Source organism: Desulfitobacterium chlororespirans DSM 11544, assembly GCF_900143285.1.
GTDB lineage: Bacteria > Bacillota > Desulfitobacteriia > Desulfitobacteriales > Desulfitobacteriaceae > Desulfitobacterium > Desulfitobacterium chlororespirans.
Window position 1 is genome coordinate 1 of sequence record NZ_FRDN01000015.1, and the last position, 23,303, is coordinate 23,303.

Below are 23,303 nucleotides of genomic sequence, written 5' to 3' on the forward strand. Positions count from 1 at the left end.
GTTAGATAACCTTGTTGTTTACGCCGATGGAGATGTAGGAGCCGCGCTGTTGCTTAGCTTTAAGTTGAAATGCCCGATGATCCATAAAGCCTTTGCGGACACCATCCAAGCCAAGAGCAAGCACTGGGTTGGGGTGCAAGGGACAAATGGCAACGGGAATTTCTACTATGCCGGAAGTGACCGGATAGAGACTGCGAAGTTAGGATTGTAAGGAGGGATCAACCATGGAAACCCTATTGGGGTATGCTCAAGATTATTGGGGGCTGCTGCTTGTCGTGGTGGTCTTTATCATCTATCTGATCAGCCAGGGAAGGGCTAAAGCAGGCCAGATTGTGCTCTCGCTGATGCTGAGGTTGGAGAAGCAGGCAGAAGAGTACGCGCTGCAGACCGGGGAAGAGAAGTTTGGCTTCGTGGTGGAAAAGGGGTATCAGCTTTTGCCCAAATATGTGAGGCTGGTCCTTAGTTATGGGATGTTTGAGGAGCTGGCAGACAAACTCTACGATGAGGCCAAGAATTATTTGTCGAGCTTAGAGAAGTCTTTAGACGAAGAATAAGCGTAGCAAAGCCCTCTCTCGCTTGGTGCGGGGGAGGGCTTTTTGTTTTTTCATAAGAATATTTTTAAGCAAGCATGTGAACAATCTAAAAAGGGTAGTTTGAAATGATGTGCAACAAAGCAAGGCGTGCACTCGAAATCCTGGCCGGATACCTTACTTATAGCCTCTCCCTGATGTTGTAGCTAAAACTTGTTAAAGGTGCGTGAACTGTATGTTGACACTAGATTCGAATAATGGTAAAATAAAGAAAAAAACAAGTGACAGGGAGAGTGGGATTGTGCAAGAGTTGTTCGATCGGTATGATAAGATATTGTCAGGACAAATAGATGAGATTCCTCATCTAGGTGATGACCATCACAAAATCTATGCTGTAACTAATTTTCGAGGGGGTATAGGAAAGACAACCATTTCCTTTAACCTCGCTTACGCCATGGCAAAAAAATACATGACCTTGTTTTTAGATGTTTGCCCTCAGCAAAACTTTTCGTCATTACTCCTTAATGAGTCTGATATTTATCAAGGAAGGACTATTTATGATGCAATGATGGAATTAATGATGGGGGCCGCGTGGGCAACCAATGATGATCAACCCCTAGCATTAAGAGTGCAGGATAGGAATGAAGAATTTAGAGATGGGAAAACATGCTATTTTATTCCGGGAAGTAGTAGACTCTTTTTGTTTCCAAGCCAATTTTACTCACGGTTGAATGAATATTTAGGTATGACATCTGCATCGGGAAAAAATGAGGCTGTAAAAGTATTGCTTGATATGCTTAAAACAATTATCACCAAACAAATGGCCGAAACAAAGACAGAAAAGGTCTTAATTGATACAAGTCCATTTTTCGCCGGAGGAACACACCTTGCTTGGGCTGCAGCGGATGCGTTAATAATACCTGTCCGAGTTGACGAACAATCCATATACTCCTTAGAACTCACACTTGAAATGCTCCAAAAAGAAGATAGTGATTTTAATGTCTGGAGAAGAAGAGCTGGAATCGAACAAAAACCAACTGTTCAAGCGGTATTGATGACACATTGCGGATGGAATAGGCAGGCTGATCATCAAATAGATAGAGCATCGAGAATGTATATCGAAAGGGCAGTCGATATTGCCGTAAAGTTTAAAGATGTCTTTTCCTCTGATGCCCCGATAAATCACTTTGCGCTCTTATCAGATTTTCATAGTTCTGGGAGAATAAGTGGTTCAAGAGCTATTCCTATAGATAAGCTTGTGGAAGGGCGACAGCATAAAATTGACGGAAGAAGCTTGGAAGTAAATAGTAGCGTTAATAGATATAAAAAAGAATTAAAGTATGCTTTTGATATAATCAATCAATAAAGAAAGCCAAGCCGCTAAAGCTCAGTCGCGTGCTGGGCTTTTTCTCTTTTCAAAGACCAAATAAATCTATGTAAAGGCCGGCCATGCATGACCAGCTCAAAGCGGGATCCCGCGACGCTCCGGAGAGCGTTTCGGCTGCGTCCCAGGCAGCCATCGTCAGGCGGGGTTAATATACTCAATTCGCAGTATCGGATTATCGCAGTATCCCTTCGCTTTTTTCAACGCGTCCGCTTCATCCTTGGCCGTAACGGTTTTTATTACAATGCCGCCATAATTGCCGATATAATGAATCTCAAAGATGTTCATATAAATCATCCTCCCATTATGCTCCCGGACTTGTGACCGGGACCGGCTCTGGCCGGTGTGCATTACCGTCGGCGGACCGGCGTCATTCTGTGACAGCTTTGTACTTTCTTTCCATCTCTGCCGCAAAACGCGGAAGTGCTGTGCCACCTTCGCACGTTCCGCGCTCCAGTTCTACGCATTCGCTTTTCGGGAAAGCGGGGTAACCAGACTTCCATGTGTTTCCGTTCCAATCCGTAATGACGTCGCCTTTGTAAAATTGAGAAAGAATAGTAGTTTATTCTGAGTGCTTTGACCCGTAAAGCCTCTCCATACCCTGCCGGGTAACCAACCACGGCCATCCGGATTTCTTGGCCTCGTAGTGCCGGAACCGGCCCTGCAGACAGGCTTTTTTCACCGTGGACTCGTCAAGCCCCCATAGGGCCGCAGCTTCAGCAGCGGTAAAAACGTCATCCAGTGGAGAGGGAACCTCGTACTCCTCAACGATGATCCCCAACAGCTCCTCGAAATCATCCCAATCCCTGTGTGAAATGTCCACTAATGTTCTCTTGCCGTCCGCATCCTCAACTACAGCCTGAGCGGCAAACTCAGGAGCGCGGCTAAGGTGGATGATGTAACCGCGATCCGCGGAGTAGGTGTCCGTAGTAAAAAAATCTTCAACGGTGTTTTTCATGTTGCTTTACCTCCTTACTAATCTGTCCCAATATTCGGAGTCCAATCTATCCACCAGTAGGTATGATAAACCTGTCCCCCATAGAGGTATTTGTCGTCCTCAATTTTTTCAATCTCTGGATTTCCAAGGAGTAAACTGGCGTAACGAGCTATTCCTTTTTTATGGTAGTGGAAGAAAGATCGTAGATGATTCCTCCGAAGCCTGGGGAATCAGGCATGGTTTCTCCAGCTTCATTTCTGTATTCGGTGTGCAAGGTGAAGGCAATTTCAGGTTCGGCATAGACCTGTTCAACAGTTTCTAAAAAATCATCTAAGTCTCTATAGGGAACATCTGGAATATTTAGCAATGCTCTTCTTCCTGCATCCTCAATAACAACCTGAGTGGAAAATTCCCGTGATTTACTTATATGGATGGTGTAACCCCACTCTATGGCGTGGGTATCAGTAGCAAAAAAATCATCAATAATGCTTTTCATTTCATTTACTCCATTCTTGTGGCCCGACGGCTTTTCCCGCCTGCGGCCTATTTCAATGATTCTAGTAGCTCTTCAACAACCTCTTCGGCTGCTTCACGAGTGACTTCGTCTTCGCTCTCCCGGTGGAAGCCTACGCAATTTTCGACTTCCCAGCGGATTTCTTCAACAGTTCCAATCATAGCGCCGTGGTCATGAGTGGGGGAAGTGAACATTTCCTGGCTGATTTCTACGAATTCGCCGCTAAGACGTACGGACCATATATAGATGTAATGCTTGTTATCGACCTTGCCGATGATATATCGGGTTTGATAGAGTTCCTCACTGAGGATGTCGGTGATGGTTTCAAAAGCGATTGTGTTTGTCATTTTGCCTTCCTCCTTTATTCCCGTGTTCGGGATATCTCTTAATATTATAATATCATCCCGAATTCGGGAAGTCAATAGTTTTCAAAGAAATATTAAAGGTTTTTTGCTTAAGAAAAACCCCGGGGATCATCCCTGGGGCCTCATTTTTATTTTGCCCAAAACCGCAAGCGCTTGCGGTTTATTTTAATAATTCCAGCTCGTGCACCCGTGCGGTTAGGGTATGGATCCGTTCTTGAAGGGTTTCAATTTTAGCGGCATATTCATCTTTAATCCTTGTCGTGGCTTCCAGCACACGATTATTAGCCTCAACGGTGGCTGCATGTATCTGGAGCTCGGCCATCTTTTGAGAGGATGCTAATTCGCCGGCGTGAGACGTCTTCATAGAGGTAATGGCCTGCTCCTTGGATTCCATCTCCCTAATACTCTTTTCGGCTTCAGCCTGTAGTTTTTCGGATCTCTTCTGCTCGGCGGCAAGTTCTGCGCGGAGTTGCGTAACCTCTGTTTCCATTTCAGCGACAGTTCCGATTCTGGCTTCAAGCGAATCGTTTTGATTGGTTAATAGTTCAATTGTTTTTAGATTTGATTTATTAACCGTCTCAAGTTCAGCATTACGCTCAGACAGCTCTTTGATCTGCTCCTGGATCCCGGCAAGATCTTCCTTGGCCTTATCGCGTTCGGCTTCTGCTTGCTGCCGGCTGCGGTCAACCTGGTCAATGATATTTTGATGGAGGCGTTTTTCCTGCTCGATGCGGCCGGAATAGTCATCTTTGAGGTCATGGAGTTTTTGAGTCATGTTGACAAAAATAGATTCTGCATGGGTGAGGTGATATCGGAGCTGCTGCATGTCCTCAGTCTGCTCGGAATCGCCGCCAGCCAATAAGTTGGACTTAAATTGAGTAACCATGGCTGAGAGTAGGTCTTTTTGGCTGAGCCCGGTTTTTTCGACCAGTGTCGTGATGTCGGCCATTACCTCGTTAGTGGTTCGGACGGAATAGGGTTGAGATTGATTTGCCTTGGGTGTATCTGACATAAAAAACGCCTCCTTTAAAATATGTAAACATTTAACCCCGTATTTATGCTATGTGTACATGTGTAAACATGTTTACTATATGTATACGTAAATTATAGCACCAAAAATTGTAATTGGCAAGAGCCGGAAACACAAAAAAGCACGCAGTCATTTAACTGCGTGCAAATGGATTCCTAAGATGTAAAAAACCTTTTACTCATTTATCTCCACAATCTGAGCGTGAATCTGGGGAATCGTCATATTTGAACCCATCACAGTTTCATAAGTCAATAATCCCTTCGATGTTCCGTAAAATGTGATGATGTCTTTTTCAAGTACTCTGCTGGGGAGGATGTCTTGCGAGTAGGCAACAAATACGGTATCATCCCAAAAACCATAATCACCTTTGGTAACATTAACGCGTAATCCCACAAGACCGTCTTCTTCCTGTACCTGAATAACTTCCCCGGTGTATTTGACGCTTTTATCCATATGTGCATCTGGGTTTCTGGCTAAATCCTTATAAGGGATTGTCTGTGCTTCTGATTTAAGCGTTTCCAGGGCTTTAGCCTCTTCTGCAGCTTTAGCCTCAGCCTCTGCCTTAGCTCTAGCTTCTTCGGCGGCCTTAGCTTCTGCTTCAGCCTTTTCTTTAGCTGCTTGCTCCTCTGCTTCTTTCTTAGCTTTGGCTTCGGCATCAGCCTGAGTTGTTTCGGCTTTCTGAGGTGCACTGGATCCTGAGCTGCATCCAATCAGTGTAATCGAAATCACCGTGGCCATAATAAGATAAAATACCTTTTTCATAATAGACGCTCCTTTTCTATGTTGCTTATTATTTTAATGGGATTTTCAATAAGCAATCGAATATTCCTCCTTTTCGACAAATGGTTCCATTTTTTGCACTATTCGTTAGGTTATTCGTTGAGTCATGCGTCGAACGGACATAAACTCATTCGTTAATACGTATGATCAAAGAGGCTAAAGCCAAGACACACCAAGGCAAACAAGAATAAAATAATCCGGCTTAATAAGGAATACCCGAAAGAGACGGATGGGGGTGCCCGAGGGGGGCGCTGCGCCGCCTGGATCATCGTGACTGGTCCAACATTTCGGCAATTGCCAAAAAGTCTTCTGCCACATCTTTGGGCGGCCACATGTGCCATCCGGAATGGAAGTCTGCAATTAGCTTCCCGTTTTTATAAAGCTTGAGCGTCTGAACTCTACCACCTTTTATACCGGCCGGTACCGGATCCTCAAATACCTCAGCGGAATACATATAATCCTTGTAATATCCCTGAGGGTAAATCGCAGTATTATAGTCCTTAGGGGTAATAAGCGCCACCACACAAAAAGTAGGGACTACCAAAAATCTGGCTATTAATTTTAAAGCTATTGGGTGCATGTTGATGCCTCCTTTACAATTTCACTCAGCAGGTGAATCTCAAACTTAACCGGTGAGTGTGCTGCCTGCACAACTTCTCGCATCTTTAGCCCCCGTTTTGCGTTATCCGCAACGAGAATGACCCTGGGGAAGCGATCTGCGCCGTCAAGCCTCTGCATGAGCGGGGATCCCTTGATTCCGTGCTTTTCGTAAAGCTTGGTATACTTCTCGACCTTGTCGAATTTGCTCTTGTTGGCACTGGATTCAAATTCGACACAGCACCAAAGCGTCTCCTGGGTCATCTCGTTTCGGATGGAGCAAAGCGCATCACACCTCAGGATGCCGAATTCTTCAAGCTGCTCCAGTTCCCAGGACTGGATCCTTTTTTGCTTGGCCAGCCACACATAAATCCATGAGATGGCAAGCGTGTGACGGGGCAGCGCCGGCCGCGTGTAAAAATAGACATAGGGCGAGTCCATTGATAGTCGGGCCCGCTTGATGAGCTTACGCTCATGGAGGGATTGGAGGCGTTCCTGGCATTTTCGCAAACCAGACTTAAACCGGAAATGGAGAGCGGCTATTTGCTGGGTGTCCATAGCTCCGCATAATTCGATGCTTTCTAAAATCTCCGCATCACGTTTTGACCCTTTCATCACGTGATTCAAACGCATACACCTCCTTGGGAACCTTGGCGTCCAGTATCGAGTGGGCTTCCCGCGCTGACAGATACATCGTCTGGACCATCTGGTCAGTGTCGTTGTTCCAGATTGCCCGCCCCTGGATTTTTGGCAGCTCCGCGCCCCGGGTGTTGCCCATGCCGAGGACAATCTGACTATCCATCACGTCCCGGACGTAAAAGCACAGTGCGCCGGCCAGCATGGAGCGGGTGTCCGTAAATCCGTCCCAGACCTTACCTGAAGGCTTTTGGGTAGCGAGAATAAGAGAGATGCCACTGGCCCTTGCGAGATGGGCTAAGTCGTCAATGGCCTCCTGAGCTGCCTTGGACTTGATTTGGGTGAGTTCATCAACGATTAGTACGAGATAGGGGAGGTCATTGTGTTTTTCGCGGTACTCCTGATAATTTTGACAGCTATGGGCTTTGAGGATCTTGGTTCGCCGTCTCATTTCCTGGATATGAGCGTCTAATAGATTCTCAGTTTCCGTCTCGGTGAGCGCGAGATTGACCCAGGGAGCAAAGCGTGGGAAGTCTAAGCCTTTGCGGTCAATCACAGACACTTTGACCCCGGAGAGCAGAAGAGCGGTCATAACTCCGATTAGCCAGGATGTTTTGCCGTAGTTTGTCATGCCTCCGCACATGGCGTGGGGGAGCTTATACATGTCCTCGACAATGAGTTTCCCGGAAGGAGTCACACCGATGGGGAGCGGGGCCAGCATGTCGCTGTATGCGCTGGGTTCGAAGTTGAATTTAATGATGTTGGGATACCCGGTGGAATAGATGTGCATCGTGAGCCGGCGGCCTTTGCACTCAAATTCCACGATGGAATTAGAAAATGTCTCGAAGTAGACGCGCTCTTTTTCGAAGTCTTTTCTCGCGACCCCGGGAGGGAGGATATAGACTAAGTCCCATCCGGATTCGGTTTTCTTTTTGGCCTTGAGGAGCGGTCTTAGCTCATCCTTGTTCTGCAGCCGTAATGCTTTTATAACCTCATTGACCTTGTAAGATTGGTCGTTTCGGTGGATTTGCTTGAGGCCCCAGTAGATTGCTTTTGCAATTAAGCCTAAAATATCAACTTGGATGATTGAGTGAGCCACGGACCTCCCTCCTTAACTCCTGTACAAGCCGGTCGACTCGCCGGGGATCATCCCGGTCGAACAGTACCCGTCTTACTCCGTCACGGATAATGTCGGCCATCTCGCCATAGGACAACTGCCGGCGATCCAACTCGGCCATGATGTCCCAGTCTCGCTCGCGTAGTCTGGCCTTTAGCCATTGTTCTTTTGCCAATTTATCAGCCCCTTTCGTGTGCCTCAAATGTGGAACAATTTACTTGTTGTAATTCATATTCGTGTTCGTGGATAATATTCTTAAACGCGAATATTTTGTAATAAAAAAATTCCCCTTAGTAGGGGAATAGATAGTCCATTGTTTTGTCTAAAGCTTTTGCTAAACGTTGAGCAACCGGGACTGAGATATTTGGCTTTAAACCATTTTCAATCAGGCTTATTTGTGCTTGCCTGACATTTGCAAGTTTCGAAAGCTCTTTTTGAGTCAGCCCTTTTTCTTCACGGGCCTCCCGAACTCTATTCATATGCATCACCAAGGAAATATATTCCATATCGACTCTATAAAATCCTCTTATTCAGACCGTAATCAGGAAAAAGTTCTTCGGCCGGTACACCAAGGGCACGTGAGAGGCTCAATCCAGTCTCCAACTCGATTTTCTTTTTAATTCCTCTTTCAATTCTGCTTATCTCAGGTTGAGGGACCCCTGAACGAAAAGATAATTCTTCTTGGGTTATTCCCAATGCTTTTCTAGCTTTTCTAACTTGATTCATTTGCATCACCTTAAGTAGGAAAATTTACCACATTTAAAGATGACACAGATCTATCAAACTATTCAATGTACGTACATACATAAAATATATGATCGGTCGGTTTTTGTCGCAGAATGGTTACCGGAGTACGGCGAAAATCACCTTATTTCGACGCTGTAAAAGATATAACATATAGATAGGACATGACAGCATGGGCTTTGGACGGAACGTGGCGAGATATAGGAAACTAAGAAAAATGAGGCAGGCGGACTTAGCGCAGGAGACAGGGCTCAGCAAGGGATATATAAGCAGAATCGAAAGAGGTGAGGCGGTTCCAGGAGCTAAGACTGCTGCCATTATCGCCGAAAAGCTAAAAATAGGTATGGATGATCTTAAGAAAGAATAGGGCATTTTGAGGGAACAACCCTTAAAATAATAAACTTGCTTAAGAAGATTGGAGATGAGTTAAAGCATGACCCAGTCCCCGTTATTACAACATGGTGAAATCCCGTATAAGTTCCCGCTGCATAAGCTTTCCCTTCAAACTCTCCCAATGAATACTGTCGGAATCCATATTTCAGGAGAAATAATTGTGAATGATCGCCATAATAAGAACCCTCAATTCGCGTATTATTTAGCGTTATTAGCTGAAGCTTCAAAATTAAATACCGATCGCATTTTTGAAGTCGATAGTAATGGGGACTTAATCGCACGGATAATACGATGTACAACATGAATAGTCTAAATATATAGTAGAGAAAAGGCTCAAAAACCTTAAAATGCTGAAAAACCCCTCAGTCAATCCGATGCGACCGAGGGGTTTTTAAATCGGAAACTTACAGCCAATATACAGCCTATAGGTTGATAAACAACAGAAATATAAGCAATAATCATAATAAAACGGATAGTATAGGCTTGTTTTTGTCCAAAAAACAGTCAGCGCTAGTTTCAGGTACTAGTGAGTGTACGCTCATGGAGGTTCAAGTCCTCTCGTCCGCACCATATGTCATTAAAACCCGCATTGGATGCGGGTTTGTTTTTTTAAAGCAGGGTTTTTCCCTGCTTTTTTTCCAGGGGTTTACATCGAACCGCACGGAATGTCATGAAGCATAGCGAAATTTCCTCTACCATATGGCTCATACGGAAAGGAGCGAAACGATGGATTGGATCACAGGTATACAGAGAGCCGTGGATTATGTGGAAGCCCATCTTACGGAACCTATCATGAAGAAGCGGCGAAGCAGGCTTATTCGTCCAGTTTTCATTTTTCAGAAAACATTAGCCGAAATAAAACAATAGAAAACCATGCGAAATGAGTTTTGCTGCAATAAAATACAGTGAAAAGCAAAGAACAGATACCATTCGGTGTTTGTTCTTTGCTTTTACTCAAATATAGATAAGTTCGGCGGTGCTAACCGTAAAGATCTTGAATTTTGGGAAATTTAGAGGATTTATTTCGGTAAAGGATTTAATTTTAATTATTATAAATATAAAATTTTTATTAATCTTAATAATTGGTTGTTCATTTTTCTCAGAAGCGCAAGTATAATAAATTTAAGGGAAATAGGCCCGTTTAAGGCCTTATAGGACCAAAGGGAAAATATTTTGGAGCAGAAAAAACAGAAGAGGATAAAGAATAATTTTGGCGAAATTGTATATACGTTTTGTTTAAATGAGATAAAAAGTACATATTTGTAAATTAAGAACAGGAGTGTTGTATGCGTTTAGTAAATATTGCATATGTGGGCGAAGGAGAAGTGCTGGCTCGGCCTCTGGTTAGTCCTAACGGAAAGGTCCTATTGCAGGCAGGAGTAATGCTCACTCGTAATTATATAGATAAATTATCCCGTTTAGGGTTTGATACCATGTTTATTGAGGATGATACCTTTCAGGATGTGGAGATCTACTCTGCAGTATCCTTAAAAACACGTGAAACAGCTTACGCATCTTTGGAAAATCTGAGCAAAAATCTCAATGAATTACAACCTCACACCGTTAATCTGGGTGAGGTTAAAAGGGCAGTGCAAAACATCATCGCTGATCTTCTTTACAGTAAGGACATGCTGGGAAACGTTATGGAGATTCAGGGATATGATGATTATACTTTTCATCATTCGGTGAATACCACCATTATCGCTTTAATTATGGGGATATCTATGGGCTGGCATAATGGAAAACTGCTGGAGCTTGGTATGGGTGTGCTCATGCATGATGTCGGCAAGATAAAGGTCCCGTCGGAGATACTTAATAAGAGGGGACCCCTTACTTCTGAAGAATTCGCAGAGATCAAAAAACATGCTGAATATGGATTTGAAATCCTCCGGAAAAACCATGATATTAACTTACTGTCTGCTCACATCGCTCTTCAGCACCAAGAGCGTTGGGATGGCAGCGGTTATCCGAGGGGATTAAAAGGGAACCAGATTCACGAATATGGCCGGTTGGCTGCTGTTGCCGATGTTTATGAGGCTTTAACCAGCAAAAGGGTCTATCGGAATGCTCTGCAGCCGTATGAGGCCTATGAATATGTTATCGCCAATTCGGATACCCTTTTTGAACCTAAAGTAGTGCAGAACACCTTTTCCAAATGCATTACGCCCTATCCTACAGGTACAGGAGTCCGTCTCACCAACGGACTTCGCGGTAATGTGGTAAAGCAAAATTCCACTTTTCCGACCCGGCCTTATGTCCGAATGACCCATGAAGGAGAGATTCGCCTCATTGCTCCCATTGATTATAACCTGGCGGAACATCCTTCCTTGATGATCGTCGGCATAGAGAACAAATGAAAATTAAAAATTAAGGATAAAGCAAAGAAGCAAAACCGGATTGATGCCCGGCTTTGCTTCTTTTTGCGTGGGTTAGGTCAGTAAGGCAGACAGCTTTTCAGCGTTATGAACGGGTTTATGGCAAGCGTAATTCTGACATAGGTAAGCGGTCACCTTCTCAGAGTCCAGGGGATAGTCTTTTAACCAAGGAATCAGTTCAGAAAGGGTACCCTCCTCATAGAGAAGAGTGGTATAGGGACGGAACTCTTTAAAAATCATGGTCTTCATGTTCCCTAGCTCAGGATGCTGCAGAGAGCCGGCCAGGATAATCTCCCTGCTTTCCTGGAGAGCAAACTGGATGGCTTGTAGAAAAGCGCTATACCCTGAAGGATAAGTAGAAAGAGTGGCTTTAAAGGCATTTATCTGTTCATAGGCTCTCTCTTCCAGATCTCCATCTCCGGTAAACCGGGCAAGCCGAATCAGGTTCAGGGCAGAGATAGAATTGCCGGAGGGAGTTGCTCCATCATAGATTTCTTTAGGGCGGATCAGCAGTTCCTCAGCATCCCGGCCTGTTAAGAAGTACCCGGACTTTGCCCCATCCCAGAAAAGTTCATCCTGTTCTCTTTGCAGCTTGAGAGCGAATTCCAGGTACTCCTTTTTTCCGGAAGCCTGATAGAGTTCAATAAGGCCCCAGATTAAAAAGGCATAATCATCCAGGTAGCCTAAATGGGCGGAATCCCCATTACGGTAGCGGGCTAACAGGCGTTGGTCGGCATAGAGGTTTTTCCGGATAAAACAAACGGCTTGCTCTGCTGCTTCGCCATAGGCGGGCTCGCCAAGGATTTGAGCGCCTTTGGCTAAGGCAGCGATCATTAATCCATTCCAGGAGGTGAGGATCTTGTCATCCTTGTGGGGAGGAATCCGTTCCTTGCGGACAGCAAAAAGCTTTTTCCGGGATTCCTCAAGGCGTCCTTTGAGGACTTCGAGAGAGTGCTGCCCTTCTGAGTCCAGAGCTTTCCAATCCGTATCCAGAAGATTGGGGATGTTTTTTCCTTCGAAATTGCCTCCCAGGGTGATTCCGTAGGCTTGGCAGTAGAGCCGGCCTTCTTCATTACCAAGAATCCCGTGAATTTCCCGGGGAGTCCAGACATAGAATTTTCCTTCCACTCCTTCGGAGTCCGCATCCTCTGCAGAATAAAAGCCTCCTTCCGCAGCGGTCATATCCCGGAGGACATAAGCGAAGATCTCCCGGGCCTTTTGCTCATCATGAGGGTCATGCTGAGCTTGATAGTTTTCAAGATAGGCGATGGCTAATAAGCCATTGTCATAGAGCATTTTTTCGAAATGAGGAACAAGCCAATGACGGTCCGTGCTGTAACGGGCAAAGCCAAAGCCCACATGATCAAAGATACCGCCCTGCCCCATGCGTTCCAGGGTGGTTCGGACCATAAGAGCAGCCTGCTGGGCCTCCGGATCATCACCATGGTCATGGGCGTAACGAAGAAGAAAGGTTAAATGATGGGGAGTGGGAAATTTGGGCGCTCGTCCAAACCCTCCGTATTGACGATCAAAGGATTTTTGCAAGGTTTGAAAGGCTGTGTCCAGAATCTCTTTAGCCCAAGGAATAAAATCGTCCTGCTGGGCAGGAGTCAGTGAACTCGCCAAGGGTTCTTCACGGGAAGTAACGGCCTTATAGATGGCTTCAGCCGAGCCGCGAATCTTGGGCTGATCTTTTGCCCAAAGCTCTCCCAGCTGGGACAAAAGGCCGAGAATTCCCGGTCTTCCGTAGCGGCTTTCTTTGGGGAAATAGGTCCCGGCATAGAAAGGCTTCCGCTCATCGGGAGTCAGAAACAGGGTCAAAGGCCATCCCCCTGAGCCGGTGAGAGCCTGGCAGAATTCCATATAGATATGGTCGACATCAGGACGTTCTTCCCGATCCACTTTAATAGGCACGAAGTAACGGTTAATGAGCTGGGCAACTTCCTGGTCTTCAAAGGATTCCCGTTCCATGACATGACACCAATGACAAGTCGCTTACAGTACCCAGCTACGAGTACCCAATAGATAAGAAGATCGGCTTATCTTCGGCTTTTGCTTTGGCAAAAGCTTCTTCACTCCAGGAATACCAATCAACTGGATTGTAAGCGTGTTGAAGAAGATAAGGAGACTTTTCATTTATCAATCTATTGGGTATGCTTTTAATGTTTGCCATCGGGCATCACCTCCTTTATTTTTTGGAAGTATTTATCAAGTCTTTATTATAATTATAACTATAATATGTTATACCCTAACAAGCCAGTAAATATGTTGTAATTTGAGTATCCCTTTAAGGGCTGAATTCTTGGACGCGGAGGAAGCTCATGATGGTGGCTGGCTGTATTTTTCTTCTATATACATCAAGCAGTATGAATTCATGACGCTCACCTTCCTCAGTATAAAAATATTTTTAAATTGCTCCATATTAATTAACTTGTATCAATAAATTCCATATATTGTATTGAGGACAGTATTTTGGCGAAACTGTTTGATTATGACATGCACTTGGTGCTAAACGATGTGGAGGGATAAACTAATGGCTGAATTAACAACCGGTTTGATTGAAAATACTGCTGTATTCGGGGTCAGACCAACCGTTACCTTGGTAGTAAGGATTACAAATGATGGGACCACAACAGAATCGGTGACGACTGAAGGCAGCTTCGTTTTGGGTGCAGCAAAAGTACTCTATGTATTAGAGTCCATTAATCTGTTGCCCGGTGAAGCGGTGGAAAAAATATATTTTGCCGATTTTGATGCTTTTGAATTTCAATTTTCCACCAGCTCACCGAAAGTAGTCATATCGGCCTGGGGGAAGGATGAGGTAGGCAATTTAGTGGCAGCCCATCGAGTCTTGCCGGCAGAACTTGACAATACCACTTTACCGGCAGCATCAAACTTTGCAGACTTTTTTGCCCTGATGCCACCTGATAATGCGGCAACAGTTGCTCCCGGTACTGACGTAAGCTTTCCCCAAGATGGACCTACCAGCGGAACAACGATTACCAGAACGAGTGATACTGAATTTAACTTGTCTGCAATCGGCACTTATCAGGTTTTGTTCCAGGTAAGTGTGAGCGAGGCGGGTCAGTTGGTTTTAACTCTCGATGGGGACGACTTGGCATATACGGCAGTCGGGCGGGCAACCGGTACTTCTCAAATAGTGGGAATGGCCTATGTGACGACAACGGTCACTGATTCAGTGCTCACTGTCCGAAACCCTGCCGACAACGCAACAGCGCTGACCATTACCCCTATCGCCGGGGGTACAGTACCTGTTTCGGCTCAACTGGTTATCACACAAATCGCCTAGATAAAATCTGCAGTATAAGTGAAGCTTGGTTTGTGCGTCTGGCACAAACCAAGCTTTTTTTATTTTTTATAGATGCTTTTTCAGATGAGTGGAATTCTTGCACACTCAATTTAGATAAGCCCATTTAGAGTCAATTATTGGTTATAGTATACCGTTTTGCCCTCAATGGCAGGTGGAGTAGCCTATGCAGCACAGCCGTTGGCGCATCGATATTAAGTTGGGATGTGCATAATCGTCTTGTTTTATTGGAATCATGAAAGGCAGGGAAGAGCTTTTTTCTGCTATGCTATGGTTACCTGAACAGGGAAGGAAGATTGCCTTGATCGACGTACATAATATGACCAAAAAATATGGCAAGTTAAAGGCTAACGATAACATCAATCTTTCGGTGTCGGCCGGGGAGCTTGCCGTTCTTCTGGGTCCCAACGGCGCGGGGAAATCCACATTAATAAAATCCGTATGCGGGCTGCTGCGGTATAAGGGTTCCATCACGATCGGAGGGCATGAAAATCATACGGTGGAAGCGAAGCGGCTCTTGGGGTATGTGCCGGAATTCCCTGTACTCTACCCAATGCTGACGGTGAGCGAACACTTGGAATTCATTGCCAAGGCGTATCGGCTGGAAAGTTGGGAGGAAAGAGCGGAGGAACTGCTCCGCCGCTTTGAACTGGATGATAAGAAGCTGAAGTTAGGCAAAGAGCTTTCCAAAGGAATGCAGCAAAAGGTCAGTGTCTGCTGTGCGCTTTTGCCGGAACCCAAGACCGTTATTTTTGATGAACCGCTGGTTGGGCTTGATCCCCATGGCATTCGTGAGCTGAAAAACCTGATTGCCCAGCTTCGGGACAGCGGTTGCGCTCTGATTGTGAGCACCCATATGATTGAAAGTATGGAAGACAATTGGGACGTGACCTATATTATGGTCAAGGGCAAAATAGAGCGCGTAGTCCGCCGTGGGGAGATAGCAGGCCGAAGCCTGGAAGATGTCTATTTTGCGATCACGGAAAGAAAGCTTCAAGGGGGTGCACAATGAACAGCCTGGTGTTCCTGTTGGTGAAAAGCGCCAAAAACAGTTTTTTTGAGTTACTGCGCAAGCCGGCAAAGCTGATTATGTGGATTATATTCATTGCCATGATTGTGGGACTCATTGTTCTTTCGCTGTTTACCACCCAGGAAGGGGACAGTTTCCAGGATATCATCTGGTTAAAGGGGATTCTTTTTCTGCTCATTCTGCTTTTTGTCGTGATTGCGGTTCAAAAAGGACTTTCCAACGGTGATGCAATCTTTGACATGAATGATGTCAATTTGCTGTTCGTTTCTCCGGTCAACCCCCGCCTGATTTTGATGTACGGAATTGTTAAAATGGCCAAAATGTCCTTTCTCGCCGGATTTTTTATTCTCTTCCAAAGCAATTCCCTTAAGCTCGGCTTTGGGGTCGGATTTGACGCAGTGCTCATTGTCCTGCTTGGGTTTATGCTGGCCAACAGCCTGCTTCAGATTATATCTCTGTTGATTTACACCCTGACCAACAGCAGGCCCAAGCGGAAAATGGCGGTGAGAATCATCGCCGTAGCAGTCTTTCTGCCGCTTGTAGCAACGCTGGGCAGCCAGCTTACGGTCACCGGTAACCCGATGATGGGGCTGGAAACTACCATGCGGTCGCCGGTGTTTTCCTGGACACCGGTAGCAGGCTGGGCCTCGGAGGGTGTTGTTGCGCTGATTGCCGGCGACCTGGCAAAGGGCCTGCTGTTTCTGGGCATAACGGTGCTGACCGGCGCACTCCTGATTCTCTATATCGCTTTGAGCAACCCCGATTATTATGAGGATGTACTGGTGGCCACCGAAACCACCTTTGAGAAAAAACGCAGCCTATCCGAGGGGCAGATTAACCCGGAAGCTGCTTCGGCTAAGAAAATAAAGGTGGCCAGGACGGGCATCAGCGGACTTGGTTCGAACACGATTTTTTACAAACACCTGCGTGAATCCTTCCGCGCCAACCGGTTTGGCCTTTGGGGATTACCATCCCTTATTATGATTGTGAGTGTGGCAATTTTATCTTTGTTTCTGCCCTCCGATGCGGGTGGCGGCCTATTGATTATCCTGCAGATTCTGATGTGGATACAAATTTTCATGATCGGGACAGGGAGAGGGTTGAAGGAGCTGTATGCCCATTATATCTACCTGATTCCCGATAGTTCTTTTCGGAAAATCGTCTGGAGCAATTTGGAGATTGCCTTTAAGGTTCTGGAGGAAAGTGTGGTTTTGTTCTCCGTCAGCGGTTTGATCATGGGTGAAAATATTGTGTTGATTGTTCTGACCATTGCGGTTTATACTTTGTTTTCTTTCCTTCTGCTGGGCATCAATTATCTATCCATGCGCTGGACGGGTGCGGACGTCAGCGCCGGGCTGATGATCATGCTTTACATGTTCGCCGTCATGATCATCATGGCACCGGGTTTGGCGGCCGCGATTGCCCTTGGCAGTATGATCGAAGGGATTGGGGTGTTGATTGGAATGGGGGTTCTCGCCGGCTGGGAACTCCTTGTCGGTCTCCTTTGCTTTGCCTTGTCCAAGGGAATTTTGCATAACTGCGATATGCCTGTGTTAAGAACCGGAAAATAAGGCGGAAGCAAACTATCACTAAACGACAAAACAAAAGGGATGCCCCACAGGGTCAAACATGACCGTCCACTCGTCGCTATACTGGGTAGCTGCTTTCGTTGCGCCACATGAAATGGCGTGTTTCACAGCACGTTCCATAGCTTCCTTGCTTTGTACCGCAAAGTCAATGTGCAGCATCTGCTGCTGAGCATTGGGTTCTTCCGGCCAGACAGGCGGAACGTAGTCCGTATTGGTTTGAAAGGCGATCTTAGGGCCGCCTAAAGGGGGGCGGATGTCCAGAAACTCTCCTTCTTCTACATAATCCTTTTCCCAGCCAAGCATCCGGATGTAAAAATCGGCTAAAGCTTGAATATCAGGGCAATCAATGACAATGGACTTCAATTTGATTGTAGGTATGTTACTCATTTACCGGCTCCTTTCTGCAATATAAAGCGTTCATTATAGCCAAATCCTCTATAGATAATGTTCATTACGCCCTAAAGGCAATTTGCAAGATTGTTTACTGCTTTCAAAGCCCTCACCTCTTAGTTGAAGATAGGAAAGCATGCCATATTTATGCGCATTATAGCACTTTGTTAAAATATATTCCAGATGTTAAATCAGCCGGCTTCTTGACATAGTGCGGCAAAAGCAGTATGATTTACAAAACTTCTCACCTATGACTTTTGCAATTATAGGTATAATCGCTTTTGGTTATGCCTGTGATGCGTGGATATATTTAAAGTATTCAGCCATTCAGGTATAGCTTCAACCTGGATGGCTTTTTATTTTTTAGGAAAAGGGCTGATAATTATGAAGAGCGGAACAGTAAAAGGGGCCAGCGATTTTTTGCCTAAAGACGTTAGCTTAAGAGACTTCATACAAGGAAGTATCTTAGAGACTTATAAAGCCAATGGATTCGAAAGAATTATGACTCCGGCCCTTGAAGATATTGATAATCTGGCAAAAATAATCAGGGAAGTAGAGCTTTTGGCAGAGGATAACTATGCTATAGAATTTGATTTGTCTTTAGTCAGAGGACAAGGGTATTATACAGGAACGGTTTTTGAAATCGAAAGCAGTGAATTCAATAGCTCAATTGCGGGTGGCGGCCGCTATGATAACCTTATTGGGAAGTTCTTAAAAGAGAATGTCCCGGCTGTAGGCTTTTCCATTGGGTTTGAGAGAATCTTCAGCATACTGAAGGATAGAAATTTCATCATTCCTGGCGCAAAAGAGAAGGTTGCCGTATTCTTTGATGACAATTTTATTGAAGCAAATAGCATAGCCGATGAATTACACAAGGATTATGATGTGGTCTTATTCGAACAACCCAGGAAGCTGAAGCGGAAATAGTAGCCAAATACAAAAGGACGCTCATGATAAGCGGGTGTATTCGATTGGATTAGGGGAACAAGGCCATCGTTACAAAAAAGAGCTGGAATCTTCTTATCAGAAGTTTTATGATAAATACTACTCAAAATTAACGGCTGAGGAATTATCAGATATGCTGTCGGCATTTCAGAAGCTTAAAAAGCTGATGATTCCTCCAGTATGAGCATAAGCTAGAAACAGCACAGGAAGTTTTATAATGGGGAAAGGAGCGATAAGCCATTCAGGCCTATTGCTCTTTTTGCCATATTTACGAATTAATATCTATAGATTATCCTTTTTAAACCACTTTTTTGATGGACAAATACTGATAACCTTCCGCAGTAAAGCGGAGAGTATAGGCTTTGGTATAGAAAACATTTTTATATTGATCATCATAATAATCAACTGTCAGCTTCAACGTATCATTATCCTGCTGTTCTTTTGCAACTAATTTCGGAAAGCGGCCCCCGCCGAATCCACTCAGGCCGCCGGCCACAATCTCTTGTGCTTGCGGCTGGTAACCGTCGATTTGAGCTGGGTCGAAGTTATGTCCGTCAAAATAGCGGTTTAACACCTCCTCGATATCAGCTACCGGGACATGATATTTATCGTCAGTTTTGGAATACCATTTCTTGTCCTGGTAGTTTCGCTCATATACATATTGATTGCTGGTCATATAACAGAAAAAAGTAAAAAGCGTTTCAGAAGGAATATCCTTTGCGTAGGCGAAAAGCAAATCGTCCCCAAGACAAAGGTCTATGCCACTGCAGTATCTGTCCAGCAGTTCCTCATCCGGCAACTTTAACGCCTGCTCCAGCCCTGGAACACTTGCCGGAGGAGGGACGTCATTGGCGCTGGGTGTACTTTTCTTGTTGCAGCCTGAAAGCAGACTTCCTGTAATCAAAACTAATAAAAAGAGATAGACAGCTTTTTTCATTTTACTCAACCTCCCAAATTTTAATTTCTATATAATAAAACAACCGACATGAGTTTTTGCAACAAATTATTTTTGATTATGAATTCAAAGCCATGTCTGGGCAGAAATGCCAGGCTGAATTTTTTAGATTGGCTGTTTTTAGCTACAGAGCTAGAGTGAAACCATGCTCATTGCTTCCCCCCTAATACCCCTGCAGTTACCATAAACACCTATTTAAAGGAATATGTGTTATTATTGTTCTGAGAGGAGGAGTGAATGTACGGTGCTGATGTTATTAACCGGTATAACAGATGATAGCGACAGAGCTTTTATATTGAATTTATATCAGGATTATTACGGTCTCGTCCGTAAGAAAATTATGGATATCACTCATGATCAGGAAAGCCTGGAAGATCTGATCAATGATACGTTTATTAAGCTTATGGAAAAGATTTCTCTAATTCGAACTTTAGAGTGTTGCAAAACAGCTGCCTATGTTGTCTATACTGCTAGAAGCGTGGCGATTAATTTTATAAAACACAGAGATGTGGAAAATAAATATTTATTTTATGGGGCAGGGGAAGATTTAGCTGAGAAGATTCCTGACTATGAAGCAGTTGAGGAGAGCGTTATTCGCGAGGAACGAATTGAAGAGCTGGGTAAAGCCATAGCCAGGCTTCCTGAAAAAGAGAAAGATTTGTTGTACTTTAAATATATCCTGGAAATGGATAATGAGCAGCTCGGGCAAATCTTAGGTATAGCTCCCGCCAGTGTACGGCAGTATTTGACCAGAAGCCGCCGCAAAGCCAAAAAGCTCATCGACAAGGAGGTGAATCAGGATGGCAAATAAGAGCCCGGAACAAACCCGCAAAAAGCTCTATGAGGACTATGAAGACAGCTTATTCAGATTGATTATGGATGAAGCTGCTGAAAAAGAGGGAAAGGGTTATTTAGAAGAAATTGAACGCTTAAAAAGTGAACCGGAGTTTTTGCCATCCCAGGAAGCACTCGAGAAATTTAACCGCCGACTGGATACCTACTTCAAGAAAGCGAAGGCCTCCCTCAGAAGGAAGCATATTATAGGCATTTCCAATAGAGCGGCTCTAGCCATGCTGATTGTCATTGCACTGTTATTTACTACAGTAGCGAGTGTGCAGGCCTTAAGAGTCAAGGTATTGAACTTTTTTATAGATATTCAACAGGATCATACCTCTTTTCAAATAAGGGATGAGGATAATCGTGCCAATAGGGAAGGACCGGTTGTTAATTGGACTAAGGCCTATGTACCGACATATATACCGGAAGGATATGAAGTCAGCAAAGTTTCCGACGGAACTTTTGTAAAAACAATTGTGTTCAGCGACCAGCAGGATTCTATTATTTCCTACTCGGAATTAAGAGAAGGAAGTGAACTCGCACTGGATACAGAGAATGCCGATAAATTTGAAGCCATCGACATCAATGGGCATCAGGGAAGACTCATCGTTAAAAATTCTGTAGTTACGATCGTTTGGGAAATGGATGGCCGTATGTTTTGGATTTATTCTCAGATCGATGAAGATATAGTGATAAGGATAGCTCGAAGTGTAAAATTTGTAGAGTAGAGTAGTATAAAAGAAAATAAAAATCTGTTGCAAAAACCTTCCTTGGTTGTCTCTATTTACGAGAAAGCTAAGGAGGTTTTATTTATATGAAAAAAGTTGTTTGTATGTTTCTTATTGTTTTTATGACGGCATTTTCCGTCATACCGGTGTATGCGATGAGAGGTGAAAACCTGAAGGAACAAAGTATTGTAACCCCTTTATACACATATATTTACGCGATAGTTCCAGGTCTATCGATTGACTCATCAGGAAGATCAACCTCTTTTGGGGCGGCTTCGACTTACAGCAGTTCTCATACAATAACTGTAAATGTTGAATTACAGAAACTTTCCGGAAACAGTTGGATTAAGATTAAAGACTGGAGTGTATCTGGACCGGGCGTTCCTGGAGTTGAAACAATAAATGATTACTATGTTACCAGGGGAACTTATCGGGTATGTGTTACTGTCAAGGTATATGACGCTTCCAACAAACTGTTGGAAACCCAATCTGAATATTCGGCTGTAAAAATATATTAATGGTTAGCTTTTAAATTTCAAAGTGGAACATGGTGATTTGGAATGAAAATTTCACAGAAAACTATCGTCGTCGTACTTTTACTGCTCAGCATAGGTCTGGGAATCGCCTTGGCAATCCAGATTAACACAAAAAGTGAGCTGGCTTCTCAACTAAGCTGGACAACCAACGAATTAAATCAAAGAGTTGAAGAGCTGAAAACAGCAAAAGAAAAATATCAGGATGCACGGGGGAAGCTGTATCAAACGGCAGCCGTATGTGATATCTATGACAGCTTTTTTGTGAATTTTCCCAAATCGGGAATAGAACTCCCGCTGTATGAGTATGACCCAAAGGATCAGGAAATTGTGAATAAAGCTGAGGCCTATATTCAAAGCCAGATAAACCCTGAACAGGAGTTGATTTTTAAAATAGGGCCCGTTACTCAGAAAGAAGACGGGGAGTATATAGTAAAATTTATTACCTATAAAAAACTGGGATTGAATTTGGATTCAACTAAAGGTAGTGCTAATTTGGATGAGAACTTAGTGAAGCTTACAGGGGGCGTCCCCCCGACGACGCTAAAAGGTTATAGTCTTAAATATAGTAATGGTCATTTTGAGTACTGGGGGTAGCGTGAAAGGATATCTTATGTGATCTTAGCTGGTTTATCCTTAAATTAAGGAGAGACCAGCTTTTTCTTGTTGCAAAAAGGGGCCTTGGTTGTCTTAACTTATGAGAAAGCAAGGTATTGATTTGATTTATTGCTTGCAGATAGGTAAGATTTTAGGCTCAAATTTTTACAGTGCGGTTGTCATAGAAGCAAGCATATCAATTTCTTTCGCCAGCCAGGGCCCGCAGCCAGGAAGGGCATGAATCTCCCAAAGGTTATCATTTTGAGGGTCCTGAACGCCTAAAAAAGCATTGGCCTCACAATCAGGATCAATATAGATAATAAGATCCTTATGGGTCCAGGCCTTCATTCCCTGACCGGGGATATAGGGCTTGTAATTCAGCCTGATCCAACTATGCTTACTGCCGGTATGATCATAAAAAAGCATCGTTTCATCATGGGGAAGGTTTAGCTCGCTTTCTTTAATGACGGGAAGCTCTGCGGCACTTTTTTTCTCACTTTCAGTATCGGTGAATTCACTGCGGGATACCATCCACAGTATCTGCTCAATATCGGATATCAGTCCATAACTGCCAAGAGTTCGTAACTTATCGGAAGCATCATTGTTTATCCCCACGCATAACCAGAGCTTATCCCAGCCCCGTTGGTAAATGATAGATTCCAGTGCCGGCTGCTCCTGAAGCAGATCCCCCAGAGAACGGGATAATCCGGGAAGGGATTCCGGCGGTGTCTCTGAAGAATTTACTGTGCTCGGCTTGGGCGTTGGGCTGCAGGCAGTGTTCAGGGTCAGGGTGAGTACCAGTATCAAGCCTATAGATAGTATCTTTTTCACTCTCTCGTCCTCCGGAATATTTTTCATCACACTATGAATCATCAGCAAAACCGGCGGTTTTCCTTCATCGAAAGAGGAGTTTATTTTCAAAGCCTCCTTTTTCTACTTTATATAGACAATCTAAATGATTTCTTGCAA

General features: G+C 44.4%; 26 protein-coding genes and 2 pseudogenes. 13 read left to right on the top strand and 15 right to left on the bottom strand.

Annotated features, from left to right (window positions below; translation table 11 throughout):
* The 3 genes and pseudogenes from BUA14_RS21345 to BUA14_RS21355 form a co-directional block, all read left to right on the top strand.
* Positions 1-211 (top strand): annotated as a pseudogene (locus tag BUA14_RS21345) (N-acetylmuramoyl-L-alanine amidase); the annotation flags it as partial.
* Between the two features lie 13 nt (positions 212-224).
* Positions 225-554, top strand: coding sequence for a hypothetical protein (locus BUA14_RS21350; protein ID WP_072774458.1), 330 nt, complete (start codon positions 225-227; stop codon positions 552-554).
* A 211-nt stretch (positions 555-765) separates the two neighbouring features.
* Entirely contained in the window at positions 766-1,896 is a 1,131-nt protein-coding gene (locus BUA14_RS21355; protein ID WP_084078781.1) for a ParA family protein, read from the top strand.
* A 156-nt stretch (positions 1,897-2,052) separates the two neighbouring features.
* On the opposite strand, the gene BUA14_RS28090 is transcribed toward BUA14_RS21355, so the two are convergent.
* The 11 genes from BUA14_RS28090 to BUA14_RS21415 all read right to left on the bottom strand — a co-directional run bounded on the left by BUA14_RS28090 (position 2,053) and on the right by BUA14_RS21415 (position 8,616).
* Complete coding sequence (locus BUA14_RS28090) at positions 2,053-2,202, bottom strand: hypothetical protein (RefSeq protein WP_178371765.1); 150 nt, start codon at positions 2,200-2,202, stop codon at positions 2,053-2,055.
* A 274-nt stretch (positions 2,203-2,476) separates the two neighbouring features.
* Entirely contained in the window at positions 2,477-2,872 is a 396-nt protein-coding gene (locus BUA14_RS28315) for a helix-turn-helix domain-containing protein (RefSeq protein WP_207649562.1), read from the bottom strand.
* Between the two features lie 148 nt (positions 2,873-3,020).
* Complete coding sequence (locus tag BUA14_RS21365; protein WP_072774459.1) at positions 3,021-3,347, bottom strand: hypothetical protein; 327 nt, start codon at positions 3,345-3,347, stop codon at positions 3,021-3,023.
* Between the two features lie 47 nt (positions 3,348-3,394).
* Positions 3,395-3,712 (bottom strand): hypothetical protein, encoded by a 318-nt coding sequence (locus tag BUA14_RS21370; RefSeq protein WP_072774460.1) that lies wholly within the window; start codon positions 3,710-3,712, stop codon positions 3,395-3,397.
* A 178-nt stretch (positions 3,713-3,890) separates the two neighbouring features.
* On the bottom strand, positions 3,891-4,742 hold the full coding sequence (locus BUA14_RS21380; protein ID WP_072774462.1) for a hypothetical protein: 852 nt from the start codon (positions 4,740-4,742) through the stop codon (positions 3,891-3,893).
* Positions 4,743-4,934: 192 nt separating this feature from the next.
* Positions 4,935-5,522, bottom strand: a complete 588-nt coding sequence (locus tag BUA14_RS21385; RefSeq protein ID WP_072774463.1) for a hypothetical protein — start codon at positions 5,520-5,522, stop codon at positions 4,935-4,937.
* A 283-nt stretch (positions 5,523-5,805) separates the two neighbouring features.
* Positions 5,806-6,120 carry a DUF7678 domain-containing protein gene (locus BUA14_RS21390; protein WP_072774464.1) on the bottom strand — a complete coding sequence of 105 codons (315 nt, stop codon included), beginning with the start codon at positions 6,118-6,120 and terminating at the stop codon, positions 5,806-5,808.
* The gene (locus BUA14_RS21395; RefSeq protein ID WP_072774465.1) at positions 6,108-6,764 is read right to left on the bottom strand and encodes a replication-relaxation family protein; all 657 of its coding nucleotides are present in this window, start codon (positions 6,762-6,764) and stop codon (positions 6,108-6,110) included. The genes BUA14_RS21390 and BUA14_RS21395 overlap by 13 nt, the downstream gene beginning before the upstream one ends.
* Positions 6,733-7,872 (bottom strand): FtsK/SpoIIIE domain-containing protein, encoded by a 1,140-nt coding sequence (locus BUA14_RS21400; protein WP_072774466.1) that lies wholly within the window; start codon positions 7,870-7,872, stop codon positions 6,733-6,735. Before BUA14_RS21400 ends, BUA14_RS21395 begins: the two co-directional genes overlap by 32 nt.
* A 308-nt stretch (positions 7,873-8,180) precedes the next feature.
* Positions 8,181-8,369: a helix-turn-helix transcriptional regulator gene (locus BUA14_RS21410; protein ID WP_084078801.1), complete on the bottom strand. Its 189-nt coding sequence runs from the start codon at positions 8,367-8,369 to the stop codon at positions 8,181-8,183.
* Between the two features lie 34 nt (positions 8,370-8,403).
* Positions 8,404-8,616 carry a helix-turn-helix transcriptional regulator gene (locus tag BUA14_RS21415; RefSeq protein ID WP_072774468.1) on the bottom strand — a complete coding sequence of 71 codons (213 nt, stop codon included), beginning with the start codon at positions 8,614-8,616 and terminating at the stop codon, positions 8,404-8,406.
* A 190-nt stretch (positions 8,617-8,806) separates the two neighbouring features.
* On the opposite strand from BUA14_RS21415, the gene BUA14_RS21420 reads away from it, so the two are divergent.
* Entirely contained in the window at positions 8,807-9,001 is a 195-nt protein-coding gene (locus tag BUA14_RS21420) for a helix-turn-helix domain-containing protein (RefSeq protein WP_072774469.1), read from the top strand.
* A gap of 1,312 nt (positions 9,002-10,313) precedes the next feature.
* Positions 10,314-11,384, top strand: a complete 1,071-nt coding sequence (locus BUA14_RS21430) for an HD-GYP domain-containing protein (protein WP_072774471.1) — start codon at positions 10,314-10,316, stop codon at positions 11,382-11,384.
* A 72-nt stretch (positions 11,385-11,456) separates the two neighbouring features.
* Here BUA14_RS21430 and BUA14_RS21435 read toward each other — a convergent pair.
* Positions 11,457-13,575, bottom strand: a pseudogene (locus BUA14_RS21435) (thioredoxin domain-containing protein).
* A gap of 360 nt (positions 13,576-13,935) precedes the next feature.
* Between BUA14_RS21435 and BUA14_RS28590 the strand changes: the two are divergent.
* The 3 genes from BUA14_RS28590 (at position 13,936) to BUA14_RS21455 (ending at position 17,331) form a co-directional block, all read left to right on the top strand.
* A complete protein-coding gene (locus BUA14_RS28590; RefSeq protein ID WP_242954716.1) occupies positions 13,936-14,712 on the top strand; it encodes a hypothetical protein in 777 nt (258 codons plus the stop codon).
* 319 nt (positions 14,713-15,031) lie between these two features.
* Entirely contained in the window at positions 15,032-15,742 is a 711-nt protein-coding gene (locus BUA14_RS21450) for an ABC transporter ATP-binding protein (protein ID WP_072774616.1), read from the top strand.
* Positions 15,739-17,331 (top strand): putative ABC exporter domain-containing protein, encoded by a 1,593-nt coding sequence (locus BUA14_RS21455; RefSeq protein WP_072774474.1) that lies wholly within the window; start codon positions 15,739-15,741, stop codon positions 17,329-17,331. Before BUA14_RS21450 ends, BUA14_RS21455 begins: the two co-directional genes overlap by 4 nt.
* Positions 17,332-17,349: 18 nt before the next feature.
* On the opposite strand, the gene BUA14_RS21460 is transcribed toward BUA14_RS21455, so the two are convergent.
* Positions 17,350-17,736 carry a VOC family protein gene (locus BUA14_RS21460; RefSeq protein ID WP_072774475.1) on the bottom strand — a complete coding sequence of 129 codons (387 nt, stop codon included), beginning with the start codon at positions 17,734-17,736 and terminating at the stop codon, positions 17,350-17,352.
* Between the two features lie 387 nt (positions 17,737-18,123).
* Here BUA14_RS21460 and BUA14_RS21465 point away from each other — a divergent pair, with 387 nt between their 5' ends.
* On the top strand, positions 18,124-18,666 hold the full coding sequence (locus BUA14_RS21465; protein ID WP_242954717.1) for an ATP phosphoribosyltransferase regulatory subunit: 543 nt from the start codon (positions 18,124-18,126) through the stop codon (positions 18,664-18,666).
* Between the two features lie 316 nt (positions 18,667-18,982).
* On the opposite strand, the gene BUA14_RS21470 is transcribed toward BUA14_RS21465, so the two are convergent.
* Positions 18,983-19,621 carry a hypothetical protein gene (locus BUA14_RS21470; RefSeq protein WP_072774477.1) on the bottom strand — a complete coding sequence of 213 codons (639 nt, stop codon included), beginning with the start codon at positions 19,619-19,621 and terminating at the stop codon, positions 18,983-18,985.
* 262 nt (positions 19,622-19,883) lie between these two features.
* On the opposite strand from BUA14_RS21470, the gene BUA14_RS21475 reads away from it, so the two are divergent.
* The 4 genes from BUA14_RS21475 to BUA14_RS21490 all read left to right on the top strand — a co-directional run bounded on the left by BUA14_RS21475 (position 19,884) and on the right by BUA14_RS21490 (position 22,334).
* Positions 19,884-20,450 carry an RNA polymerase sigma factor gene (locus BUA14_RS21475; RefSeq protein WP_072774478.1) on the top strand — a complete coding sequence of 189 codons (567 nt, stop codon included), beginning with the start codon at positions 19,884-19,886 and terminating at the stop codon, positions 20,448-20,450.
* On the top strand, positions 20,440-21,204 hold the full coding sequence (locus BUA14_RS21480; RefSeq protein WP_072774479.1) for a DUF4367 domain-containing protein: 765 nt from the start codon (positions 20,440-20,442) through the stop codon (positions 21,202-21,204). Before BUA14_RS21475 ends, BUA14_RS21480 begins: the two co-directional genes overlap by 11 nt.
* 86 nt (positions 21,205-21,290) lie before the next feature.
* A complete protein-coding gene (locus BUA14_RS21485; protein ID WP_072774480.1) occupies positions 21,291-21,722 on the top strand; it encodes a hypothetical protein in 432 nt (143 codons plus the stop codon).
* 42 nt (positions 21,723-21,764) lie between these two features.
* Positions 21,765-22,334, top strand: coding sequence for a hypothetical protein (locus BUA14_RS21490; protein ID WP_072774481.1), 570 nt, complete (start codon positions 21,765-21,767; stop codon positions 22,332-22,334).
* A gap of 165 nt (positions 22,335-22,499) precedes the next feature.
* Here the strand turns inward: BUA14_RS21490 and BUA14_RS21495 are convergent, their stop codons facing one another.
* Positions 22,500-23,255 (bottom strand): hypothetical protein, encoded by a 756-nt coding sequence (locus BUA14_RS21495; RefSeq protein ID WP_242954718.1) that lies wholly within the window; start codon positions 23,253-23,255, stop codon positions 22,500-22,502.
* Between the last annotated feature and the right edge of the window lie 48 nt (positions 23,256-23,303).